Origin of the sequence: Arthrobacter sp. UYEF21, assembly GCF_040546085.1 — a bacterium.
GTDB lineage: Bacteria > Actinomycetota > Actinomycetes > Actinomycetales > Micrococcaceae > Arthrobacter.
Genome location: NZ_JBEPNF010000002.1, coordinates 191,044 through 208,908, shown reverse-complemented (window position 1 = coordinate 208,908; position 17,865 = coordinate 191,044). Strand labels below are relative to the sequence as shown.

16 protein-coding genes are annotated in these 17,865 nt (G+C 66.4%); 10 read left to right on the top strand and 6 right to left on the bottom strand.

All coding sequences use genetic code 11. The features are described 5' to 3' along the window. Positions 1–36 precede the first annotated feature (36 nt). The 4 genes from ABIB27_RS04175 (at position 37) to ABIB27_RS04160 (ending at position 5,508) form a co-directional block, all read left to right on the top strand. Positions 37–2,784 (top strand): hypothetical protein, encoded by a 2,748-nt coding sequence (locus ABIB27_RS04175; protein ID WP_354253547.1) that lies wholly within the window; start codon positions 37–39, stop codon positions 2,782–2,784. Between the two features lie 51 nt (positions 2,785–2,835). Beyond that, entirely contained in the window at positions 2,836–3,873 is a 1,038-nt protein-coding gene (gene mgrA, locus ABIB27_RS04170; protein ID WP_354253546.1) for an L-glyceraldehyde 3-phosphate reductase, read from the top strand. A 159-nt stretch (positions 3,874–4,032) separates the two neighbouring features. Next, complete coding sequence (locus ABIB27_RS04165; RefSeq protein ID WP_354215507.1) at positions 4,033–5,118, top strand: inositol-3-phosphate synthase; 1,086 nt, start codon at positions 4,033–4,035, stop codon at positions 5,116–5,118. Positions 5,119–5,226: 108 nt separating this feature from the next. Beyond that, positions 5,227–5,508, top strand: a complete 282-nt coding sequence (locus tag ABIB27_RS04160) for a DUF2306 domain-containing protein (RefSeq protein ID WP_354215506.1) — start codon at positions 5,227–5,229, stop codon at positions 5,506–5,508. 25 nt (positions 5,509–5,533) lie between these two features. Here ABIB27_RS04160 and ABIB27_RS04155 read toward each other — a convergent pair whose 3' ends face one another. The 5 genes from ABIB27_RS04155 to ABIB27_RS04135 form a co-directional block, all read right to left on the bottom strand. Beyond that, positions 5,534–5,680: a lmo0937 family membrane protein gene (locus ABIB27_RS04155; protein ID WP_354215505.1), complete on the bottom strand. Its 147-nt coding sequence runs from the start codon at positions 5,678–5,680 to the stop codon at positions 5,534–5,536. A 132-nt stretch (positions 5,681–5,812) separates the two neighbouring features. Further along, positions 5,813–6,256 (bottom strand): S8/S53 family peptidase, encoded by a 444-nt coding sequence (locus tag ABIB27_RS04150; protein WP_354215504.1) that lies wholly within the window; start codon positions 6,254–6,256, stop codon positions 5,813–5,815. A 90-nt stretch (positions 6,257–6,346) separates the two neighbouring features. After that, the gene (locus tag ABIB27_RS04145; RefSeq protein WP_354215503.1) at positions 6,347–8,029 is read right to left on the bottom strand and encodes a formate--tetrahydrofolate ligase; all 1,683 of its coding nucleotides are present in this window, start codon (positions 8,027–8,029) and stop codon (positions 6,347–6,349) included. A gap of 9 nt (positions 8,030–8,038) precedes the next feature. After that, positions 8,039–9,337 (bottom strand): D-inositol-3-phosphate glycosyltransferase, encoded by a 1,299-nt coding sequence (gene mshA / locus ABIB27_RS04140; RefSeq protein ID WP_354215502.1) that lies wholly within the window; start codon positions 9,335–9,337, stop codon positions 8,039–8,041. A 61-nt stretch (positions 9,338–9,398) separates the two neighbouring features. Further along, entirely contained in the window at positions 9,399–10,844 is a 1,446-nt protein-coding gene (locus tag ABIB27_RS04135) for a family 4 glycosyl hydrolase (RefSeq protein ID WP_354253545.1), read from the bottom strand. A gap of 70 nt (positions 10,845–10,914) precedes the next feature. Between ABIB27_RS04135 and ABIB27_RS04130 the strand changes: the two genes are divergently transcribed. The 6 genes from ABIB27_RS04130 to tsaD are packed head-to-tail and all read left to right on the top strand — an operon-like array spanning position 10,915 to position 16,256. After that, positions 10,915–12,006 carry a carbohydrate kinase family protein gene (locus tag ABIB27_RS04130; protein WP_354253544.1) on the top strand — a complete coding sequence of 364 codons (1,092 nt, stop codon included), beginning with the start codon at positions 10,915–10,917 and terminating at the stop codon, positions 12,004–12,006. Positions 12,007–12,054: 48 nt separating this feature from the next. Beyond that, positions 12,055–13,308: an alanine racemase gene (gene alr, locus ABIB27_RS04125; RefSeq protein WP_354215499.1), complete on the top strand. Its 1,254-nt coding sequence runs from the start codon at positions 12,055–12,057 to the stop codon at positions 13,306–13,308. Beyond that, entirely contained in the window at positions 13,305–13,907 is a 603-nt protein-coding gene (gene tsaE, locus ABIB27_RS04120; RefSeq protein WP_354215498.1) for a tRNA (adenosine(37)-N6)-threonylcarbamoyltransferase complex ATPase subunit type 1 TsaE, read from the top strand. Before alr ends, tsaE begins: the two co-directional genes overlap by 4 nt. Further along, positions 13,907–14,578: a tRNA (adenosine(37)-N6)-threonylcarbamoyltransferase complex dimerization subunit type 1 TsaB gene (gene tsaB, locus ABIB27_RS04115; protein ID WP_354215497.1), complete on the top strand. Its 672-nt coding sequence runs from the start codon at positions 13,907–13,909 to the stop codon at positions 14,576–14,578. Before tsaE ends, tsaB begins: the two co-directional genes overlap by 1 nt. Before the next feature lie 53 nt (positions 14,579–14,631). Then, a complete protein-coding gene (gene rimI / locus ABIB27_RS04110; protein ID WP_354215599.1) occupies positions 14,632–15,120 on the top strand; it encodes a ribosomal protein S18-alanine N-acetyltransferase in 489 nt (162 codons plus the stop codon). Beyond that, a complete protein-coding gene (gene tsaD, locus ABIB27_RS04105; RefSeq protein ID WP_354253543.1) occupies positions 15,117–16,256 on the top strand; it encodes a tRNA (adenosine(37)-N6)-threonylcarbamoyltransferase complex transferase subunit TsaD in 1,140 nt (379 codons plus the stop codon). Before rimI ends, tsaD begins: the two co-directional genes overlap by 4 nt. A gap of 113 nt (positions 16,257–16,369) precedes the next feature. Here the strand turns inward: tsaD and ABIB27_RS04100 are convergent, their stop codons facing one another. Beyond that, positions 16,370–17,521, bottom strand: coding sequence for a glutamate--cysteine ligase (locus ABIB27_RS04100; protein WP_354215495.1), 1,152 nt, complete (start codon positions 17,519–17,521; stop codon positions 16,370–16,372). Between the last annotated feature and the right edge of the window lie 344 nt (positions 17,522–17,865).

The following is a 17,865-nucleotide window of genomic DNA, read 5'->3' as shown; positions in this document are numbered from 1 at the left end:
CGGCTCGGCGGCATGGTGCGGGCGATGGAGGCCGTCATGGGTGACAGTGTGGATGGCACGCCGAAGGTCCCGGCCACGCTTGAACTGCGGATCCATGGCATCCGCAATACGCCGCCGCACGAGCTCCTCCAGTGCGAAGTCGCAGACGTTGACCGGGTCCAGGGCGACGAGCTCGGCGGTTTCTTTACTGCAAAGGCACCCTCTCCCGGACCGACCCTCGTGGAGGCCTACAGCTGGGGGAAATTGGCTCGTAATTCGCCGGTTGCCAGCATTTTTGGCAAGGTCGGGGTTGTTGCAAGCAATCTGGCATGGTTTCTGCTCTTGCCATTTGGTCTTGCGAATGCGGCCTACTGGGCGCGCAGACTACAAAAGGACGGTCCCAAGGGAGGCAGCCAACTCGCCGCAGGAAACGGGGCGGGAACGGTACGGCTGTTCGCCCTGCTTCTAAGTGTGTTCTACACCGCAGCGCTGTGCACGGTGGCCTTCGACCTGCTGGCGGTGCAGTGCTTCCGCCACCTTGAGGGTGTGCCAGGGGTGTCGGTATGCAGCCAACTTCCTGGCCCTGCTGACCTACTTCGGAACCTGACCCGGGGGCAGCGCCATACCGTTATGGCCTCAGTGCCGTTGCTGGGAATGGGACTCCTGTTCACCATTTCCCTTTTGTCCAACGCCAAGTACCGAAGACGTACACTTCGACTCGAAGCCCGCAGCTCCGTGGAAGCTGCAGCCGGCGCCGTCAAACTTCCCATTCTGGCCGCCTCCGGGTTCTGGGATCGAAGGTTTGTTTCTTCGTCCACAGGAGTCCTTCACATCGCGGCATGCTTCGCATTCGTCGCGCTGCTGATTAATGCGGATGCGGTCGCAGCCCTGCGGTCCCCCGTCTGCGGTGACCCAGGCCGGTCGTTCGACCTCGTCTGCCTCACGGAACCGTTGCGCCGCGCCGGGGAACGCACAGTCGAGATGGCGCTCCTCGTCACAGGCGGCGTTCTGCTGCTGATGGTCGCGGTCATTGTGGTGGCGTGGTCATCGGAGGTCCGCGCACCAGTCTCAACTGCGCTCCGGCGAAAGCGGGCCGCGGCCTTAGTCATGGTGGCCGTCGTCCTGCATTTGGCCGGAACACTCAGCGTGGCTTATTTCGCGACCCCGGATGCTTTCGTTACCAGGGGTTTCTCGGGCACTCGTGCGGCGCCTCTTGTGTTGCTGGCGCTGTTGACCATCTTGAGCCTTTCGGCTGCCGTTACGCGTTCAGGGGTGCCGGCGGCCAGGGCGTTCGTATTGATCTCCATTTCCACCGTATCCCTGCTGGCATGGTCGCTCATCCCGGCAACCGACCTCATCCTCCTACTGCCACTGGGCGCCGGGCTTGTTCTGGCCGTAGACATCGTCCGAGTGCGCCGGCGAAGCCTTGCCGATTTCGAACACGAAGGATGGTTCGGCTTTGGACCAGGGGTATTCATGTTCCTGGCGGTCATGTTTGCGTCTTTCCTCAGCGGGAGCCTTGTGGTGGGAGTGGCCGAGTTCCTGAGGAGTCCGCGAATAATCAGCCAAGTTCTGGAGCAAAATCCGGTGTGGCGATCGGTGACCGAGAGCGCCGCGCTGGGAGAGTTAACTGTCCCGACGTCATACCGGATGTTTGCGGGTGTCCTGCTGGTAGCCATCGTGGTTGCTTCCGTGGTGGTTGTCCTCTGGGCCGGCGTCAATTTGTTCAAACGCCATATTATTGCTTACCCGCGAGCCTATGACTCTGGCGTTGGGATGCCTCCTGGCGAGCCTGGAGAATTTAAACCCCGCAGGGCGCCCGAATCGCTTGAACCGCGCCTGCAAAGGGTGGCAGACAGGCAGAGATGGTCATCCTTGGCCCAGCGCGGTGAACCTGCCATCTGGATCGTGGTACTCCTTGTGTGGTTGGCCGTGACCGTCAGCCTGGCCGCCAGCACGGCTCGAAGCCGCACCGTCAGCGATTCTGCACTGCACGCATGGCTCTATGACCTTGCCGCATTCGTGGACCTGAAACTTGCAGGCTGGGGGGTTGTGGCAGGTGCAATCCTTGTGCTGGGCCTCGCCATTGGAAACGCGGCCTCGTCCAAGGACCGGCCGCTGTCGCTCATTTGGGACATCATCTGTTTTCTTCCCCGGGCGGCGCATCCATTTGCGCCGCCTTGCTACGGCGAACGGGTAGTACCGGAACTCAGCGACAGGATGGCTGAATGGATACGGCCGGCAAACCGAATGGGCGCCCAGATAGTGCTTTCGGCACACAGCCTCGGCGCTGTTCTAGCCATTGCTGCTTTGTTTCATCTGAAGGCAACGGCGCCGGACCTAGACTTTACGCGGATCCGACTCCTCACTTACGGAGTACAGCTCCGGTCCTACTTTGGGCGGTTCTTTCCCGAGTTGCTGGGTCCTGCCGTGCTCAGTACAGCGCCCTCCTTGGGCCCCGCATTAGGCGCAGCAGATCCGTGGACACGACAGGTCGCCCGGGATTTCGCCCTGTCCAACCACCCGCAGGTTACCGCGTACGAAAAATACTCACTCGCGTCCCTGCTCAACGGGGACTGGGGCAACGAGGAACCCACGCGAGGCGAGGATCACTGGATCAATATCTGGCGGCGCACCGACTATTTGGGCTTTCCCATCGACTCCTTCTGCACCGGCCCGGGGCAGCGGGACCGCATTGCTGAGGAGATCGAGCCCAGCGGTTACATGGAGGAAGTCGCGACTCACTCCAATTACCTGTCGACTGCTGCGTACGAGACGGCCCGGAACGCCTTGATTTCCACGTGATCGGCGGACCGAGGTCCTGTCGCGTGCGTCACAGATGGCAGGATGGAACGCATGACTTATTCAGCCGCGGAAAACCGCTATGAATCCATGCCCTACCGCCGCGTCGGACGCAGCGGCCTGAAGCTCCCGGCCATCTCACTGGGACTTTGGCACAACTTCGGTGACGACAAACCGTTCGACGTGCAGCGCGACATCCTGCGCCGTGCCTTCGACCTCGGCGTCACCCACTTCGACCTCGCCAACAACTACGGGCCGCCCTACGGCACAGCCGAGACCAACTTTGGCCGCCACTTTGCCGATGACTTCAGGCCGTACCGGGACGAACTCATCATCTCCAGCAAGGCCGGCTATGACATGTGGCCCGGGCCGTACGGCAACTGGGGCTCCCGCAAATACCTGCTGGCCAGCCTGGATCAGTCGCTGACGCGCATGGGCCTGGACTATGTGGACATCTTCTACAGCCACCGTCCGGACCCGGAAACGCCGCTGGAAGAGACGATGGGAGCCCTGGACCATGCCGTCCGGTCCGGCAAGGCGCTCTACGCCGGCATTTCTTCCTACACCCCGGAGCAGACCCTCGAGGCGGCCCGGATCCTCAAGGAACTGGGTACGCCGCTGCTGATCCACCAGCCGAGCTACTCCATGCTGAACCGCTGGACCGAAAACGACTCGCCTAACCTGTACGAGGCACTTGAACAGGTGGGGGCGGGGTCCATCGCCTTCTCACCGCTCGCCCAGGGGATGCTGACCAGCCGCTACCTCGACGGTATCCCCGCGGATTCGCGGGCAGCGCAGGACAAGTCGCTGGACGAACGCATGATCACGGACGAAAATCTGGACCGGGTGCGCGGGCTCCACCGGATTGCCGAGGGCCGGGGCCAGACGCTCGCACAAATGGCGATCGCCTGGATCCTCCGAGAACAGGGCAAAGGGTCCGCCGTGACCTCAGCACTGGTCGGCGCGTCCAGCGTCCGGCAGTTGGAAGACAGCCTCGCTGCCGTCAACAACCTCCACTTCGGGGACGACGAACTGTCTGCCATCGACGAGTTCGCGGTGGAATCCGACATCAACCTCTGGAAGCAGAAGTAATCTTTATGATGCTCCGGCAAGCAGGGGCCGGGAACAATCCAGGCCCCTGCTTGGTTGGGTAAGATGATAAAGCGCCGATTGGCGCACTGCCAGCACGCCGCCGTCGTATTTTCCGGTGTTGACCGTCCTGGCGGCTGAGGTTGTCTTCAAAGGAGTTCCGTGTCTGCAAATCCGATTCGTGTTGCCATTGTTGGTGTAGGTAACTGCGCCGCCTCGCTCGTCCAGGGTGTGCAGTACTACCGCGACGCCGATCCCCAGGCCACGATCCCGGGTCTGATGCACGTGGAGTTCGGCAAGTACCACGTCAATGATGTCCAGTTTGTTGCCGCTTTTGATGTGGACGGCAAGAAGGTGGGTGTTGACCTCGCCGATGCCATCCTGGCCAGCGAGAACAACACCATCAAGATCGCCGACGTTCCGCCCACCGGCGTGACCGTCCAGCGCGGCCATACCCTTGACGGCCTCGGCAGGTACTACCTCGAGACCATCGAGCAGTCCACCGAAGAGCCCGTGGACATTGTCCAGGCCCTCAAGGACGCCAAGGCTGACGTTATGGTCTGCTACCTGCCCGTCGGGTCCCAGGAAGCGGCCGAGTTCTACGCGCAGGCTGCCATTGACGCCGGTGTTGCCTTCGTCAACGCCCTCCCCGTTTTCCTCGCCGGCACCAAGGCCTGGGCTGACAAGTTCACCGCTGCCGGTGTCCCGATCGTGGGCGATGACATCAAGAGCCAGATCGGTGCCACCATCACGCACCGTGTCATGGCCAAGCTCTTCGAAGACCGCGGCGTCACGCTGGACCGCACCTACCAGCTGAACGTCGGCGGCAACATGGACTTCAAGAACATGCTTGAGCGCGACCGCCTCGAGTCCAAGAAGATCTCCAAGACCCAGGCCGTGACGTCCAACGTTGAGGCCGACATCGCGCCCCGCGACGTCCACATCGGCCCGTCCGACTACGTCCAGTGGCTGGACGACCGCAAGTGGGCTTTCGTCCGCCTCGAAGGCCGCAACTTCGGCGACGCCCCCGTGTCCCTGGAATACAAGCTGGAGGTCTGGGACTCACCCAACTCCGCCGGCGTAATCATCGACGCCATCCGCGCCGCCAAGATCGGCCTGGACCGCGGCATCGGCGGCCCGCTGCTCTCCGCCTCGAGCTACTTCATGAAATCCCCGCCGGAGCAGTTCAACGACGACCTCGCCCGTGAAAAGGTTGAGGCCTTCATCCGTGGTGACCTGGAGCGCTAACCCTCGCCGCACCCCGGACGCTCTCTCACGGAGCCTGGGTTTTTACCAGACGCTCCCTCACTTCGGTGGGGGAGCGTCATGGTTTAAGCGCAGTTCTGGTACCGGTGGATGGCGTGGCTGGCCCTCGTCAGTGACATCCGCCGCGATATCCGATCGCACCTCGGAAACAGGGTGGGCAGCCACATCGGCATTGCCGTGGCCTTCGGTTTTGCCGTTTACGTGCCGGGGCGCGCCCTTCGTGACCTGCTCGCCAGAAACCTCGCCGCAGCGGTCTCCGCTGGCGGGCTCGTTGTGCTGAGCACCGTGGTGATCTATGTTTCGCGCAAGCGGGGCGGCCGGGTGGGCCGGTATCGTCTCCCAGCGCGACGGATCCGGGCCTCGAGGAGGTGACGTTCGCCGCCGTACTGCGACCTGTTTAGGCGCGGGACCTGCCACGGACGAAGTGGAAGATCAGGATGACCACGGCAACGACTAAAAGCAGGTGAATGAACCCGCCGCCGATGTTGGCGAGCAGGCCAAGAAGCCAGAGAACAGCGATAACGACGGCTATCCAGAGCAACATGAGAGTCTCCTTCGTATATGTGGCGTGGACGGAAATGCCTCTCACATTCTAAATAGCGACAGGAACAGGACACAAGGCAAGCATGCTTAGCAAATTCTTTCGCTCGGTAAACCAATGCCCCGGGCCGCAGGCTTAGAAGCCCGATTTGATCGCCGCGAGCAGGGCCGTCCCGTCGGGGTTGCCGAGCCCGGTGCAGGGATCCCAGCCGGCCGCGGCCATGACTCCCTGGTGTGGGCTTCGGAGCAGGTTTGTGTGCCGCCGCACGCCAGTACGTGCGGGCTGGAGGCCGGAAAAATCCGCGTGGTCTTTGCCGTCTGTTACCCCGTCGGTGCTGCCGTTGTCGCCGGCCGCTGCCGTGACGGTCACGCCCAGTGCCGTGGCGTCGGCCAGGGCCTGGTCGAACGCAGTCCGTGCCTGGGCGGTCCAGGCGTCCTCGTTCTGGCCCCAGCTGATGCTAATGGAGGCAGGTGCCGGGGTCGCGTGGGAGGCGTTGATAATCGCGTCGAGGAAGCCGGCGTCGGTGTTCGGGGCGAAGTAGACCAGGATGTCCGCCTTCGGTGCCAGGGCGCCGACCACTTCGACGTGGGAACCCGCGTTAAGTGAGAGAGCGTTGGTGAAAAACCCCTCTACGTCAAGCTGGTTGTGAGTCAGCGTCTGCGGGCGGGCTTAGGAGAGGCCTACGGGGTTGCCGGCGTCGTCCACGTCCATGCGCATGGCAGCCGGGCTGACGGGCAGTCCTGGCATGGTCATGACAGCGCCGGTGAGCGCCACGATGAAGCCTGCCCCCGTCTTGGGGATGAGGTCGCGGACGTGGATGGTGAATCCCTTGGGGGCGCCGAGGCGGGAGGCGTCGTCGGTGAAGGAGTACTGGGTCTTGGCCATGCAGACCGGCAGCCCCTGCCAGCCGTTCTTCTCAATGTCAGCGAGGCGTTTCAGGGCCGGGACGGAGAAGTCCACGCCGTCGGCGCCGTAGATCTCCTGCGCGATGGTCCGGATCTTCTCCTCCACAGGCAGGTCAAGCGGATACAGGTGCTTGAAGCTGTTGGGCGCCACAACCGCCGCAGCGACTCTCGCGGCCAGTTCGTCGCCGCCGTCCCCGCCGCCGCCACGTCCCCAAACATCGGCAACCGCCGCCTGCACACCTTCGGCGGCGCACCACTCCAGCAGCCAGTTCAGTTCCTCATCAGTGTCGGACGAGAACCTGTTGATGGCCACCACCGGCGCCACCCCGAACTTCTCCACGTTGTGCACGTGCCGCCGGAGATTTGCGACGCCCGCCTGCAGCGCGTCGAGGTCAGGCTCCGTGAGCCGGTCCTTGGGCACGCCGCCGTGCATCTTCAGCGCGCGGACGGTGGCTACAACCACGACGGCGGACGGCGCCACGTCAGCCATCCGTGCCTTGATGTCCATGTACTTTTCCGCGCCCAGGTCGGCGCCGAAGCCTGCCTCCGTGACCACGATGTCCGCGAGCCGCCGGGCGGTCTGGGTGGCGATCAGCGAGTTGCAGCCGTGCGCGATGTTGGCGAACGGACCGCCGTGCACCAGGGCGGGCGTGCCGGCGATGGTCTGCACCAGGTTCGGCTTGATGGCTTCCTTCAGGAGCAGGGTCAGCGCGCCCTGGACGCCGAGGTCTGCCACGGTGACCGGAACCCTGGCATAGGTGTAGCCGAACGTGATCCGGCCCAGCCGCTCGCGGAGGTCGGCCAGATCCGTGGCCAGGCAGAAGACGGCCATGATTTCCGAGGCCACCGTGATGTCGAAGCCGTCCTGCCGCGGCACACCCTGCGTGGGCCCGCCCAGGCCGATGATCACCTCGCGCAGTGACCTGTCATTCATATCCAGCACTCGCTTGAACGTCATCCGACGGGGATCGATGTTCAGCTCGTTGCCCTGGTAGATGTGGTTGTCCACGAGCGCCATCAGGGCGTTATTCGCCGAGGTGACGGCGTGGAAGTCACCCGTGAAATGCAGGTTGATCTCGTCCATCGGCAGCACCTGCGAGTAGCCGCCCCCGGTGGCGCCGCCCTTCATCCCCAGGACGGGCCCGAGCGACGGTTCCCGCAGCGCGATCATGACCCTGTGGCCAGCCCTGGCCAGCGAATCGGCCAGCCCCACGGTGGTGGTGGACTTGCCCTCCCCGGCCGGGGTGGGCGACATCGCGGACACGAGCACCACCTTCCCCGCGGGCGCCGGTGCCGTGAGGAGCGACGGATCAACCTTGGCCTTGTACCGGCCGTAAAGTTCCAAGGCTTCGGCGTTGATGCCTGCCGCGGCCGCAATGTCGCCGATGGGCCTGATGGTGGCCTGCCGTGCGATCTCGAGGTCAGTCAGGGGAATCAGGCCAGTCATTCGAGCTCCTTAGGGTGCCGCGACAGCTGCGGCCGCCGCAGCAGCGAGACCGGGAACGGCGGGGGCCAGCCGGCTTGCCAGTTGCTGCTCGACGGCGGTGTGGTAGGTCTCCAGCGTGATGGCGGCCGTGCGGTTCCAGCCCAGGTTCTCCGCCCGGATGGCCGCGGCCCGCCCCATATCGGCGCGGGTGTCCGGATCGTCGTACATGGCTTCGAGGGCGTCCGCCCAGTCTTTGGCATGGTGCCCCTCCACCAGTAGCCCGGTCCGGCCATGGCAGATGGCCCGGGACAGTCCACCCACCCGGGTGCCCACCACGGGGGTACCGCAGGCCTGCGCCTCAATGGCCACCAACCCGAACGACTCGCTGTAGGAAGGCATCGCCACAACGTCCGCCGCCCTGAACCAGGACGCCAGATCACTCGCGCTGACCGGCGGAAGGTGCGTCACGACGTCGTGCAATCCGGACTCCGTGATCAGGTGCCGGAGGTTGAAGTCTTTGTTGCCGCTTAATGCCCCCAGGATGGTGAGCCGCAGATCGATCTCCGGCCGCCGTTTACGCAGCAGGGCTGCGGCCTTAAGCAGGACCTGCGGTCCTTTGAGCCGCTGGATCCTGCCGGCGAAAAGCAGGTGGAACGTCTCCGGCGGCACACCGCGCCCCGCCCGGGACCGCGCCCGGAAGGCAGGCGTGAAGGTGTTGAGGTCCACGCCCGGCGGCGCCACATCGATCCGGTCGGGATCGGCGCCGTAATGGGACACAAGTTCGGTGGCTTCGGTGCTTGTGTTGGCGATCAGGCGGGCCGCGCCGTCGACGATCCGGTGCTCGCCCTCTTCGCGCCGCCGCGGCTCGGGCTGCTCGCCGGGCTGCAGCAGCAGGTTCTTGACCTTGGCCATCGTGTGCATGGTGTGGATCAGCGGCACGCCCCAGAGCTCGGATAGTTCCAGTCCGGCGATCCCGGACACCCAGTAATGCGAGTGGATGACGTCGTACCGGCCGTGCAGCTGCTCCCGGCGGATCTCGTCGATCTTGGCCACCATGCTGTGCAGCAGCGCGGGCAGTTCTTCCTTGGGGATTTTCCGCGCAGGTCCGGCCATCACGTTGTGGACGCAGACGCCGGGGCTGGGATGCTCGACGGCGGGCTGCCGGGCTGAGGTGGACCGCGTGAAGATCTCCACTTCCACCCCGCTTTCGGCCAGGGCAGAGGCCAGTTCGCGGATGTAGACGTTCATCCCGCCGGCGTCGCCGGAACCGGGCTGTTCCATGGGGGAGGTGTGGAGGGAGAGTAACGCGACCCTGCGGATCAGTGTCATGGCTTCCCCTTCCCGCCCCCGGTGCGTCGTCCGCCCCGGCTGTTGTCCACTCGGTAAAACACTACTCCTGCCGCCACAGTGCACCCAGTGCCGGGAACACGCGCTCGTAGCCGGTCAGTAACGCCGGGCCCAGATGCGGTGAGTCCACCAGCGGATGCCGGCTGAAGGCGTCGACGGCGGCCTGCCGGTCGCCGCGCGTCGCGGCCCGGACGGTGAGCTGCTCCACCTCCTTGACCCGGCGCAGCAAGGCAAGTTGCTCCGGTCCGGGGGCCGACTGTGGAAGCGGCACCGCGCCGTCGGGCGTTACAGTGCACGGGACCTCGACGACGGCATCCGCCGGCAATCCCGGGACGGCCGGCTGCGGCGGGGCTTCTCCAGGCGCGGCGGGATTGACCGGAAGGGTGTTGGGTGTGTTGAGGATGAGTTGGGTGCCGCCCGCCAGGGCTGACTCCCCCGCCAGCGCGCGCATCACGGCCAGGGCGACGCGTTCGTAGCCGCCGCCGGCGAGGTCGGCTTCGTCGCGTTGCTCACCAGGGGTCCGCGCCTCCGCGAGGTAGCCTTCCTCGCGGGAGCGCCGGGCAGCGTCCCACAGCCGGTAGGCGTCCGTGCCTGCCGAGGCGAGCCGGGGGTACAGCTCGGCCTGCTGGTGGTGGATGGATTCGCCTCGGGTGACGGCCATGGCCCGCATGGCTGCGGCTGCGGTGTCCCGTTGGTAGTAATAATAAAGGTATTCATTGGGCAGGGCGCCGAGCTGCGCCAGGAACGGCTGGGGAAAGAGCCGGCCTTCCTCGAAGGAGGCCAGGGCAGCCGGGTCGGCGAGCAGCCCCGGCAGCAGATCGCGGCCCTCAGACTCCAGCCGGTACAGCCAGCCCAGGTGGTTCAGCCCGTAGTAGCCCACGCCGTCGAGCCTGCCGTCCGGCAGCGACAGGCCGGCCGCCCGGGCCGCCCGGTGCACCAGCCCGCCCGCGGAATCACAGATTCCGATGACCTTCCGGCCCAGGATGGGCACGAGTGCCTCGGTGACCATGCCGGCGGGGTTGGTGAAGTTGATCAGCCCCGCGTCCGGGCAGAGTTCCTGCATCTGCCGTGCCAGGTGCAGCATTTCCGGGATGGTCCGCAGGGCGTAGGAGATGCCGCCGGCGCCGGTGGTCTCCTGGCCGAGCAGGCCAAGATCCTGGGCCACCCGTTCGTCGGCGATCCGGCCGGCCGTGCCGCCGGGCCGGATCGCCGCGAATACCAGGTCCGTCCCGCGCAGTGCGTCCGGCAGGGACGTGGTGGTGCGGACGGCGGGCGGCGGGGCATGCGCGCCCGCCCCGGCGGAAGCACCGCCCGCGGAAGCTCCGCCGTCGGGCATGGCTCGCACGACCGCGGCGATGGCACTGAGGCGGGCGGGGTCGACGTCGAACAGCACCAGTTCGCTGACCAGCCCGGCGAAAGGGCCCGAGGACAGCGCCCGGTAGACAAGGGGCACGCGGAATCCGCCGCCACCGGCAATCATGAGCCGCATAGCCAGCAGTCTAGGGCGACGGCGGCCGCGCCCCTACCGCAGCGCGGCGGCAGGGCGTAGTCTGCCGGACATGGACGCCAACCCGGACCGCCGCTTCGATCCGCTCGCGTCCGTCCGAACGAAGTCCAACGGCGGCTTCGACCTCATCCTGGCAGGCACCGTTTTCCAGGACATCATCTTCACGGGGTTGAAGCATGCACCCGAGCCCGGCACGGAAATCTGGAGCGAGGGTATGGGCAGCTGCCCCGGCGGAGTCGCGAACCAGGCCATTGCTGCGGCGAGGCTGGGCCTGAAAACCGGGCTTGCTGCCGCATTTGGGGACGACGGTTACGGTGACTACAACTGGAAGATCCTCGCCGGCCAGGAACACGTGGACCTCAGCCTGAGCCGCCGCGTGCCAGGGTGGCATTCGCCGGTCACCGTTTCGCTCTGCGTCCAGCAGGACCGCGCCCTGGTGACACATGGCCACCCGGCTCCCGTGACGGCGTCCGAACTCATTGGCCCGCCACCCGCTGCGCTCGCGGGCATTGCCGAGCTCGGCGTCGAAATTGAACCGTGGGCCAAGGCCGCGCACCAGGGCGGCGTGAAGCTGTTCGGCGACGTGGGCTGGGATCCCAGCGGCGAGTGGGCGGCGGTCCGGCTGGAGAACCTGCAGTACTTCCACGCGTTCCTGCCCAACCAGCGCGAGGCCATGGCCTTTACGGGGAAGGACAACCCGTGGTCCGCGCTGTACGCCCTTTCGGACCGGGTGCCTGTGGCTGTGGTGACGCTCGGCCCGCAGGGTGCCATGGCCGTGGACTCCGAAACGGGGGAGGAAGAGTGGGTGCCGTCGCTGCCGGTGACCGCTTTCGATCCCACCGGCGCCGGCGATTGCTTTGATGCGGCCTTCATTGTGGGCAGCCTCGCGGGCTGGCCGCTGGGGAACCGGCTCCGCTTCGCGAACCTTTGCGCCTCCCTGGCCGTGCAGGAGGTGGGCGGTTCGCTGGCCGCGCCGGGCTGGGGCGACATCGCCGACTGGTGGAAGAAGGCCAACGCCCGGCCGGAACGCCAAAGCAGCCAGTGGCTCCGCCGCTTCGGCTTCCTCGCCGACATCATCAGCGACGTGCCGCAGGCTGCCCAGCGCCGGGCCACCGCCACCATCGCACACCTCTCCGACGCCTGAGAGCACACCGATTATCCGGCCCTGACAGCCCGCACTAGAATCACTAGGGTGACTTACCCCGCAGCAACCGGTGACTTCAGTGTGGCCCCAGGAACGGATCCGCTGTACGAGCGCTCCGCCGTGATCGACCTGGACGCCATCCGGCACAATGTCCGCCGGCTGGCGGACGCAGCCTCACCCGCCAAAGTCATGGCCGTGGTGAAGGCCGACGCCTACGGGCACGGCGCGGTTCCGGTGGCCAGGGCCGCCCTCGAAGCCGGTGCCTCCTGGCTGGGCGTCGCGCACATCTCCGAAGCCCTGGCACTGCGCGCCGCTGGCATCGAGGCGCCGCTGCTGGCCTGGCTGCACACCGCCGAAAGCAACTTCGCCGCGGCGGTGGCTGCCGGCGTCGACATCGGCTGCTCGGGCTGGGAACTGGACCGCATTGTGGCTGCCGCTCGCGACCAGGAGCGTCCCGCGCGGATCCATCTTAAAGTGGACACGGGCCTGGGCCGGAACGGTGCAACACTCGAGTCCTGGGACCAACTGGTGGGCGAGGCGCTGGAGTACCAGGACGAGGGCCTCCTCCGGGTGGTGGGAATTTTCTCGCACCTGTCCGTGGCGGATGAACCCGACCGGCCGGAGACGGACGAGCAGCTGGCTGTCTTCCGGGAAGTGCTCGCCGTGGCCAAGGACGCCGGCGTCGACCCGGAAGTCCGCCACCTCGCCAATACGCCGGCCACGTTGTCGCGTCCCGACACGCACTTCGACCTGGTCCGCGTCGGGCTGGGAATCTACGGACTCTCGCCCTTCGAAGGCCAGACCTCCGCCGAGCTCGGCCTCCGTCCGGCGATGACGCTGCGCACCCTGGTGTCCCAGTGCAAGGATGTCCCGGAAGGGCAAGGCGTCTCCTACGGACTGCGTTACCGCACCAGCGGTCCCAGCTCTCTCGCGCTGATCCCGCTCGGCTACGCGGACGGTGTGCCCCGCGTTGCTACCGGCGGCCCCGTCCGGGTGGCCGGCCGGACCTACCCTGTGGTGGGACGGATCGCCATGGACCAGATGGTCATTGACGTCGGCAACATCGGCGCCGCGGGTGCGGACCTTTTCGGTGCCGAGGCGGTCCTGTTTGGCAACGGCGACGACGGCGGGCCCACTGCCGACGAGTGGGCGGACGCCGCAGGCACCAACAACTACGAGATCGTCACCCGCATCAGCCCGCGGGTGCCGCGCCGGTTCGTTAACGAAAGTCCCGCCGTCGGGCGTTCCAACACGGGACAGTCCGACGCCGGGCAGGTCGACGCCGGGCAGGTCGCGCCGTGAGCGTGTCCACCCCGGCTGGGCTGCCTGCCTGGGAACAGACGCTAAGGGTCACGACGGCGGACCAGACGCACGCGCTCGGCGCGGCGTTGGGGGCGGTGCTGCAGGCGGGGGATCTGCTGGTGCTGACCGGCGAGCTGGGTGCCGGGAAGACCACGTTTACGCAGGGGCTCGGCGAGGGCCTTGGCGTGCGGGCGGGCATTATTTCGCCCACGTTTGTCCTGGTCCGCATCCATCCCAACCTGCCTGGCGGCCCTCGTCCCGGTGGCCCCGACCTGGTGCACGTGGACGCGTACCGGCTTGGATCGGCGCCGGAAATTGACGACATTGACCTTGAGAACACACTGGACTCGTCGGTGACGGTGGTGGAATGGGGGCGCGGCCGGGTGGAGCACCTGAGCGAAAGCCGGCTCGAAGTGGATCTGCTCCGCGCCATCGGGTTCGAGGCCATAGGCGCCACGGAACCCATCCCCGGCCACACGGAAACCCTGGACTTTGACACCGAGGACGACGACGAACCACGCACCATCGCGATCCGAGGATTCGGTCCCCGCTGGAGCACCAAGCCCGTCCTCGGCGGCGCCTTCGAAGGGACACTCTGATGCTTATTCTTGCCATCGACACCTCCGCCGTGGCCAGCGCTGCCCTGGTTTCGGACGACGCCCTAGAAGGCGTGGTGGCCAGCTTCTCGACGGAGGACACCCGCAGCCACGCCGAAGTCCTGGCTCCCGGCATCGAGGACCTCCTCACCTCCGCCGGGGTCACAGGCCAGGACATTGACGCGATCGTGACGGGCGTGGGCCCTGGCCCATTCACAGGCCTGCGGTCAGGGATCGCGACTGCCCGGACCCTCGCCTTCGTCTGGGACAAGCCGCTCTATGGGCTGATGAGCCTCGACGCCGTCGCGCTGGAAGTGGCGGAATCCACCGATGCCGCCGACGAGTTCCTGGTGGTCACCGACGCCCGGCGCAAAGAGGTTTATTGGGCCCGGTACAGCCTCGCGGCGGGCCAGCTGCCTGCGTTGGTGGACGGCCCGCATGTGGGATCTGCCGCCGATCTCCCCGACCTTCCTGCCTACGGGGCTGGCGCCGGCCTGTACAGCGACGTTCTGCGCGCTGACCCCGGCTTCAGCAACGAACAGCCGGACGCGCTGTACCTCGGGCAGTTCGCCCTGGCCCGGCTCGCCTCCGGCGGACAGCTGCTGGATTCCACACCCCTGTACCTCCGCGAATCCGACGCGCAGGTGCCCGGGCCGCGGAAGCGGGCCCTGTGAGCACGCCGTCCAGCACCGGCCGTTCTAGCACCGATGGTCTGACCTTCCGGGACATGACCCTGGAGGATGTGCCCGCCGTCAACGCCTTGGAACAGCGGCTGTTCCCTGCGGACGCGTGGCCGCTGCAGATGTTCCTGGCGGAACTGTCCCAGCCGGAGACCCGGCGCTACTTCGTGGCAGAAAGCGGCGGGGACGTTGTGGGCTACGCCGGCCTGATGTGCATTGAGCCCATCGCTGACGTCCAGACCATCGCCGTCGTGCCTGAATTCGAGGGCCGCGGAATCGGTTCGGCCCTCCTGACCCGGCTGATCGACGAAGCGCGGCTTCGCCGGGCAGCTGACGTCCTGCTGGAGGTCCGTGAGGACAATCCGCGGGCCCAGCAGCTGTACGTACGGTTTGGTTTCGAACAGATCCACGTGCGCCGCAAGTATTACCGCGACGGCGTGGACGCCTTCATCATGCGGCTGCAGCTGGTGCCGGACGGCGCCATCCCGGCAGCCGACCCCACCGCCAATCCCACAACGGAAGCAGGCCAGGCATGAACCGCTCGCAGCCACTGGTGCTGGGCATCGAATCATCCTGCGACGAAACCGGCGTGGGGATCGTCCGCGGCACCACCCTGCTCACCAACACCGTGTCCTCCTCGATGGACGAGCACGTTCGCTTCGGCGGGGTGATCCCCGAGATTGCTTCCCGCGCCCACCTTGACGCCTTCGTCCCCACGCTGCGGCAGGCCTTGGCCGATGCCGACGTGAAGCTGGATGACGTCGACGCCATCGCCGTTACCTCCGGCCCCGGGCTGGCCGGCGCGCTCATGGTGGGGGTCTGCGCGGCGAAGGCACTGGCCGTCTCCACCGGCAAGCCGCTGTACGCCATCAACCACCTGGTGGCGCACGTCGGCGTCGGGCTGCTGGACCGTGCAACGCCCGACGGCGGGTCCCCGGCCGGGGGCCCGGGAGCTGTGTCGGCGGGCGTCCAGGGTGCCCCGCGCCTGCCCGACAACCTCGGCGCCCTGCTGGTCTCCGGCGGGCACACCGAGATCCTGAAAATCAACAGCATCACCGACGACGTCCAGCTCCTCGGCTCCACCATCGACGACGCCGCCGGCGAAGCGTACGACAAAGTGGCCCGCATCCTGGGCCTTGGCTACCCGGGCGGCCCGGCCATCGACAGGCTGGCCCGGACAGGCAATCCCAAAGCCATCCGGTTCCCGCGCGGACTCAGACAGCCCAAATACATGGGCACCGCCGAGGAACCCGGGAAGCACCGCTACGACTGGTCCTTCAGCGGCCTGAAGACCGCCGTCGCCCGTTGCGTGGAGCAGTTCGAGGCCCGCGGCGAGGAGGTGCCGGTGGCCGACGTCGCGGCAGCATTCCAGGAAGCGGTGGTGGATGTGATCACGTCCAAGGCGGTGCTGGCCTGCCGCGAGCACGGCATCAAGGACGTCCTGCTGGGCGGGGGAGTGGCGGCCAATTCCAGGCTGCGGGAGCTTACCGGGCAACGCTGCGCGTCGGCCGGAATCAGGCTCCACGTTCCGCCGCTGGAACTGTGTACGGACAACGGAGCGATGGTGGCGGCCCTGGGCGCGCAGCTGGTGATGGCGGGGATCGGGCCGAGCGGCATCCGCTTCGCCCCCGACTCCTCGATGCCGGTCACCGCGGTGTCACTGCAGGTCTGAGGCAGGTTCGCCCGGCGAACTCCGCGGGGCACTTTGGGGGCGTCGTCGTCGTAAATCACGACGGCGGCTGGCGTGTCCGTGTTGAAGTGCCCCGTTTCGGGGCAGGGACTGCATTAGCCCGTCGGGCCGTTCCGCATCTGCTTGACGAGGTCCAGCACCACTGCCTGCAGGTCTCCGCCGTGCTCGGCGGCCACACGGCGCTGGCGCTGGTAGCCGGCGCCCCGGCGGATGATCTTTTCGACGTCGGCCAGCTCGTCGGTGCAGCCGAGTTTAACCGCCACCGGCTCCAGCCGGTTCAGGGTCTCCATCAGGTGGTCAGTGACCAGCTGCTCGTTGCCGGCGGCGTCGAGGATAATGATGGCTTCCATGCCGTAGCGGGCGGCCCGCCATTTGTTTTCCTGGATGTGCCAGGGCGGCATGGTGGGGATGGTCCCGCCGTTGTCCAGCGTGGTGGAGAATTCGTCCACGAGGCACTGGGTGAGGGCAGCGATCGCGCCCACTTCCTCCAGCGAGGCCAGGCCGTCGCAGATGCGCATCTCGATGGTGCCCAGGTTGGGGACCGGCCGGATGTCCCAGCGGATCTCGGACAGGGTGTCGATCACGCCGGTGGTGAACATGTCCTGGACGTAGGATTCATATTCCGCCCAGGACCGGAACTGGAAGGGCAGGCCCGCCGTCGGCAGCTGCTGGAACATCAGGGCGCGGTGCGAGGCGTAGCCGGTGTCCTCGCCACCCCAGAACGGGCTTGATGCTGAGAGCGCCTGGAAATGCGGGAAGTAGTTCACCAGCCCGTCCAGCACGGGCAGGGCCTTTTCGCGCCGGTCCAGCCCAACGTGGACGTGTACGCCGTAAATGACCATTTGCCGGCCCCACCACTGGGTGCGGTCGATCAGCTTGGCGTAGCGGGCCTTGTCCGTCACCGGCTGCAGCTGCGGCGGGCTGAACGGATGGCTGCCGGCGCAGAAGACCTCCACACCCATGGGATCGGTGATTTCCCGGACAGCGGCCAGCGACCTGCTGAGGTCTTCCTTGGCTTCGCCGGCCGTCTCGCAAATGCCGGTCACAAGCTCCACCGTGTTCAGCAAGAGTTCCTGCTTGATGTGGGGGTGTTCGTCGTCTTCGTTGAGCTCGGGGTGTCTGGCAACCACGCCGCGGAGGACCTCATTTGCCACCGATGCCAGTTCGCCTGTCCGGCCGTCCACCAGGGCCAGTTCCCATTCCACACCAAGAGTTGATTGCCTCGATGAAGCGAAATCAATCTTCATGCGTTCCCCTAACTGTTCGGTTGACCATGGGCGCACGCCGCGTTCAAGTCTAGTGCAGGGGTAGCATCGTCTTGATGGCTTTGTTCGTGAGCACCCGTGACAGTATTCACAAAATTACCCTCTTTTTCGCGGCTGCGGCTGCCGCATCCGCGTTGGCTGCCTGCACCGCCGTTCCGGCCACATCGCCAGTGCCGTCAGGCTCCGCTTCCGCATCTCCATCTGTCTCGCCACCCGGATCAGAGCGTCCGACGGCGGCACCTCCTTCCGCGGCCCCCGCACCTGACCCCGGGGTGAGGCCGCTGGGCTGGGGCCCGGAGCAGCGGGACCATGATGTGGCAGCCGCC

Excerpts from the sequence above, each read along its gene's own strand:
- tsaB (WP_354215497.1), top strand. The coding sequence starts at position 13,907 with ATGCTTATTCTTGCCATCGACACCTCCGCCGTGGCCAGCGCTGCCCTG.
- ABIB27_RS04175 (WP_354253547.1), top strand. The coding sequence starts at position 37 with ATGGGTGACAGTGTGGATGGCACGCCGAAGGTCCCGGCCACGCTTGAA.
- tsaD (WP_354253543.1), top strand. The coding sequence starts at position 15,117 with ATGAACCGCTCGCAGCCACTGGTGCTGGGCATCGAATCATCCTGCGAC.
- ABIB27_RS04145 (WP_354215503.1), bottom strand. The coding sequence starts at position 8,029 with ATGACTGGCCTGATTCCCCTGACTGACCTCGAGATCGCACGGCAGGCC.
- ABIB27_RS04160 (WP_354215506.1), top strand. The coding sequence starts at position 5,227 with ATGGCGTGGCTGGCCCTCGTCAGTGACATCCGCCGCGATATCCGATCG.
- ABIB27_RS04100 (WP_354215495.1), bottom strand. The coding sequence starts at position 17,521 with ATGAAGATTGATTTCGCTTCATCGAGGCAATCAACTCTTGGTGTGGAA.
- mgrA (WP_354253546.1), top strand. The coding sequence starts at position 2,836 with ATGACTTATTCAGCCGCGGAAAACCGCTATGAATCCATGCCCTACCGC.
- ABIB27_RS04130 (WP_354253544.1), top strand. The coding sequence starts at position 10,915 with ATGGACGCCAACCCGGACCGCCGCTTCGATCCGCTCGCGTCCGTCCGA.
- mshA (WP_354215502.1), bottom strand. The coding sequence starts at position 9,337 with ATGACACTGATCCGCAGGGTCGCGTTACTCTCCCTCCACACCTCCCCC.
- ABIB27_RS04135 (WP_354253545.1), bottom strand. The coding sequence starts at position 10,844 with ATGCGGCTCATGATTGCCGGTGGCGGCGGATTCCGCGTGCCCCTTGTC.
- ABIB27_RS04155 (WP_354215505.1), bottom strand. The coding sequence starts at position 5,680 with ATGTTGCTCTGGATAGCCGTCGTTATCGCTGTTCTCTGGCTTCTTGGC.
- rimI (WP_354215599.1), top strand. The coding sequence starts at position 14,632 with ATGACCCTGGAGGATGTGCCCGCCGTCAACGCCTTGGAACAGCGGCTG.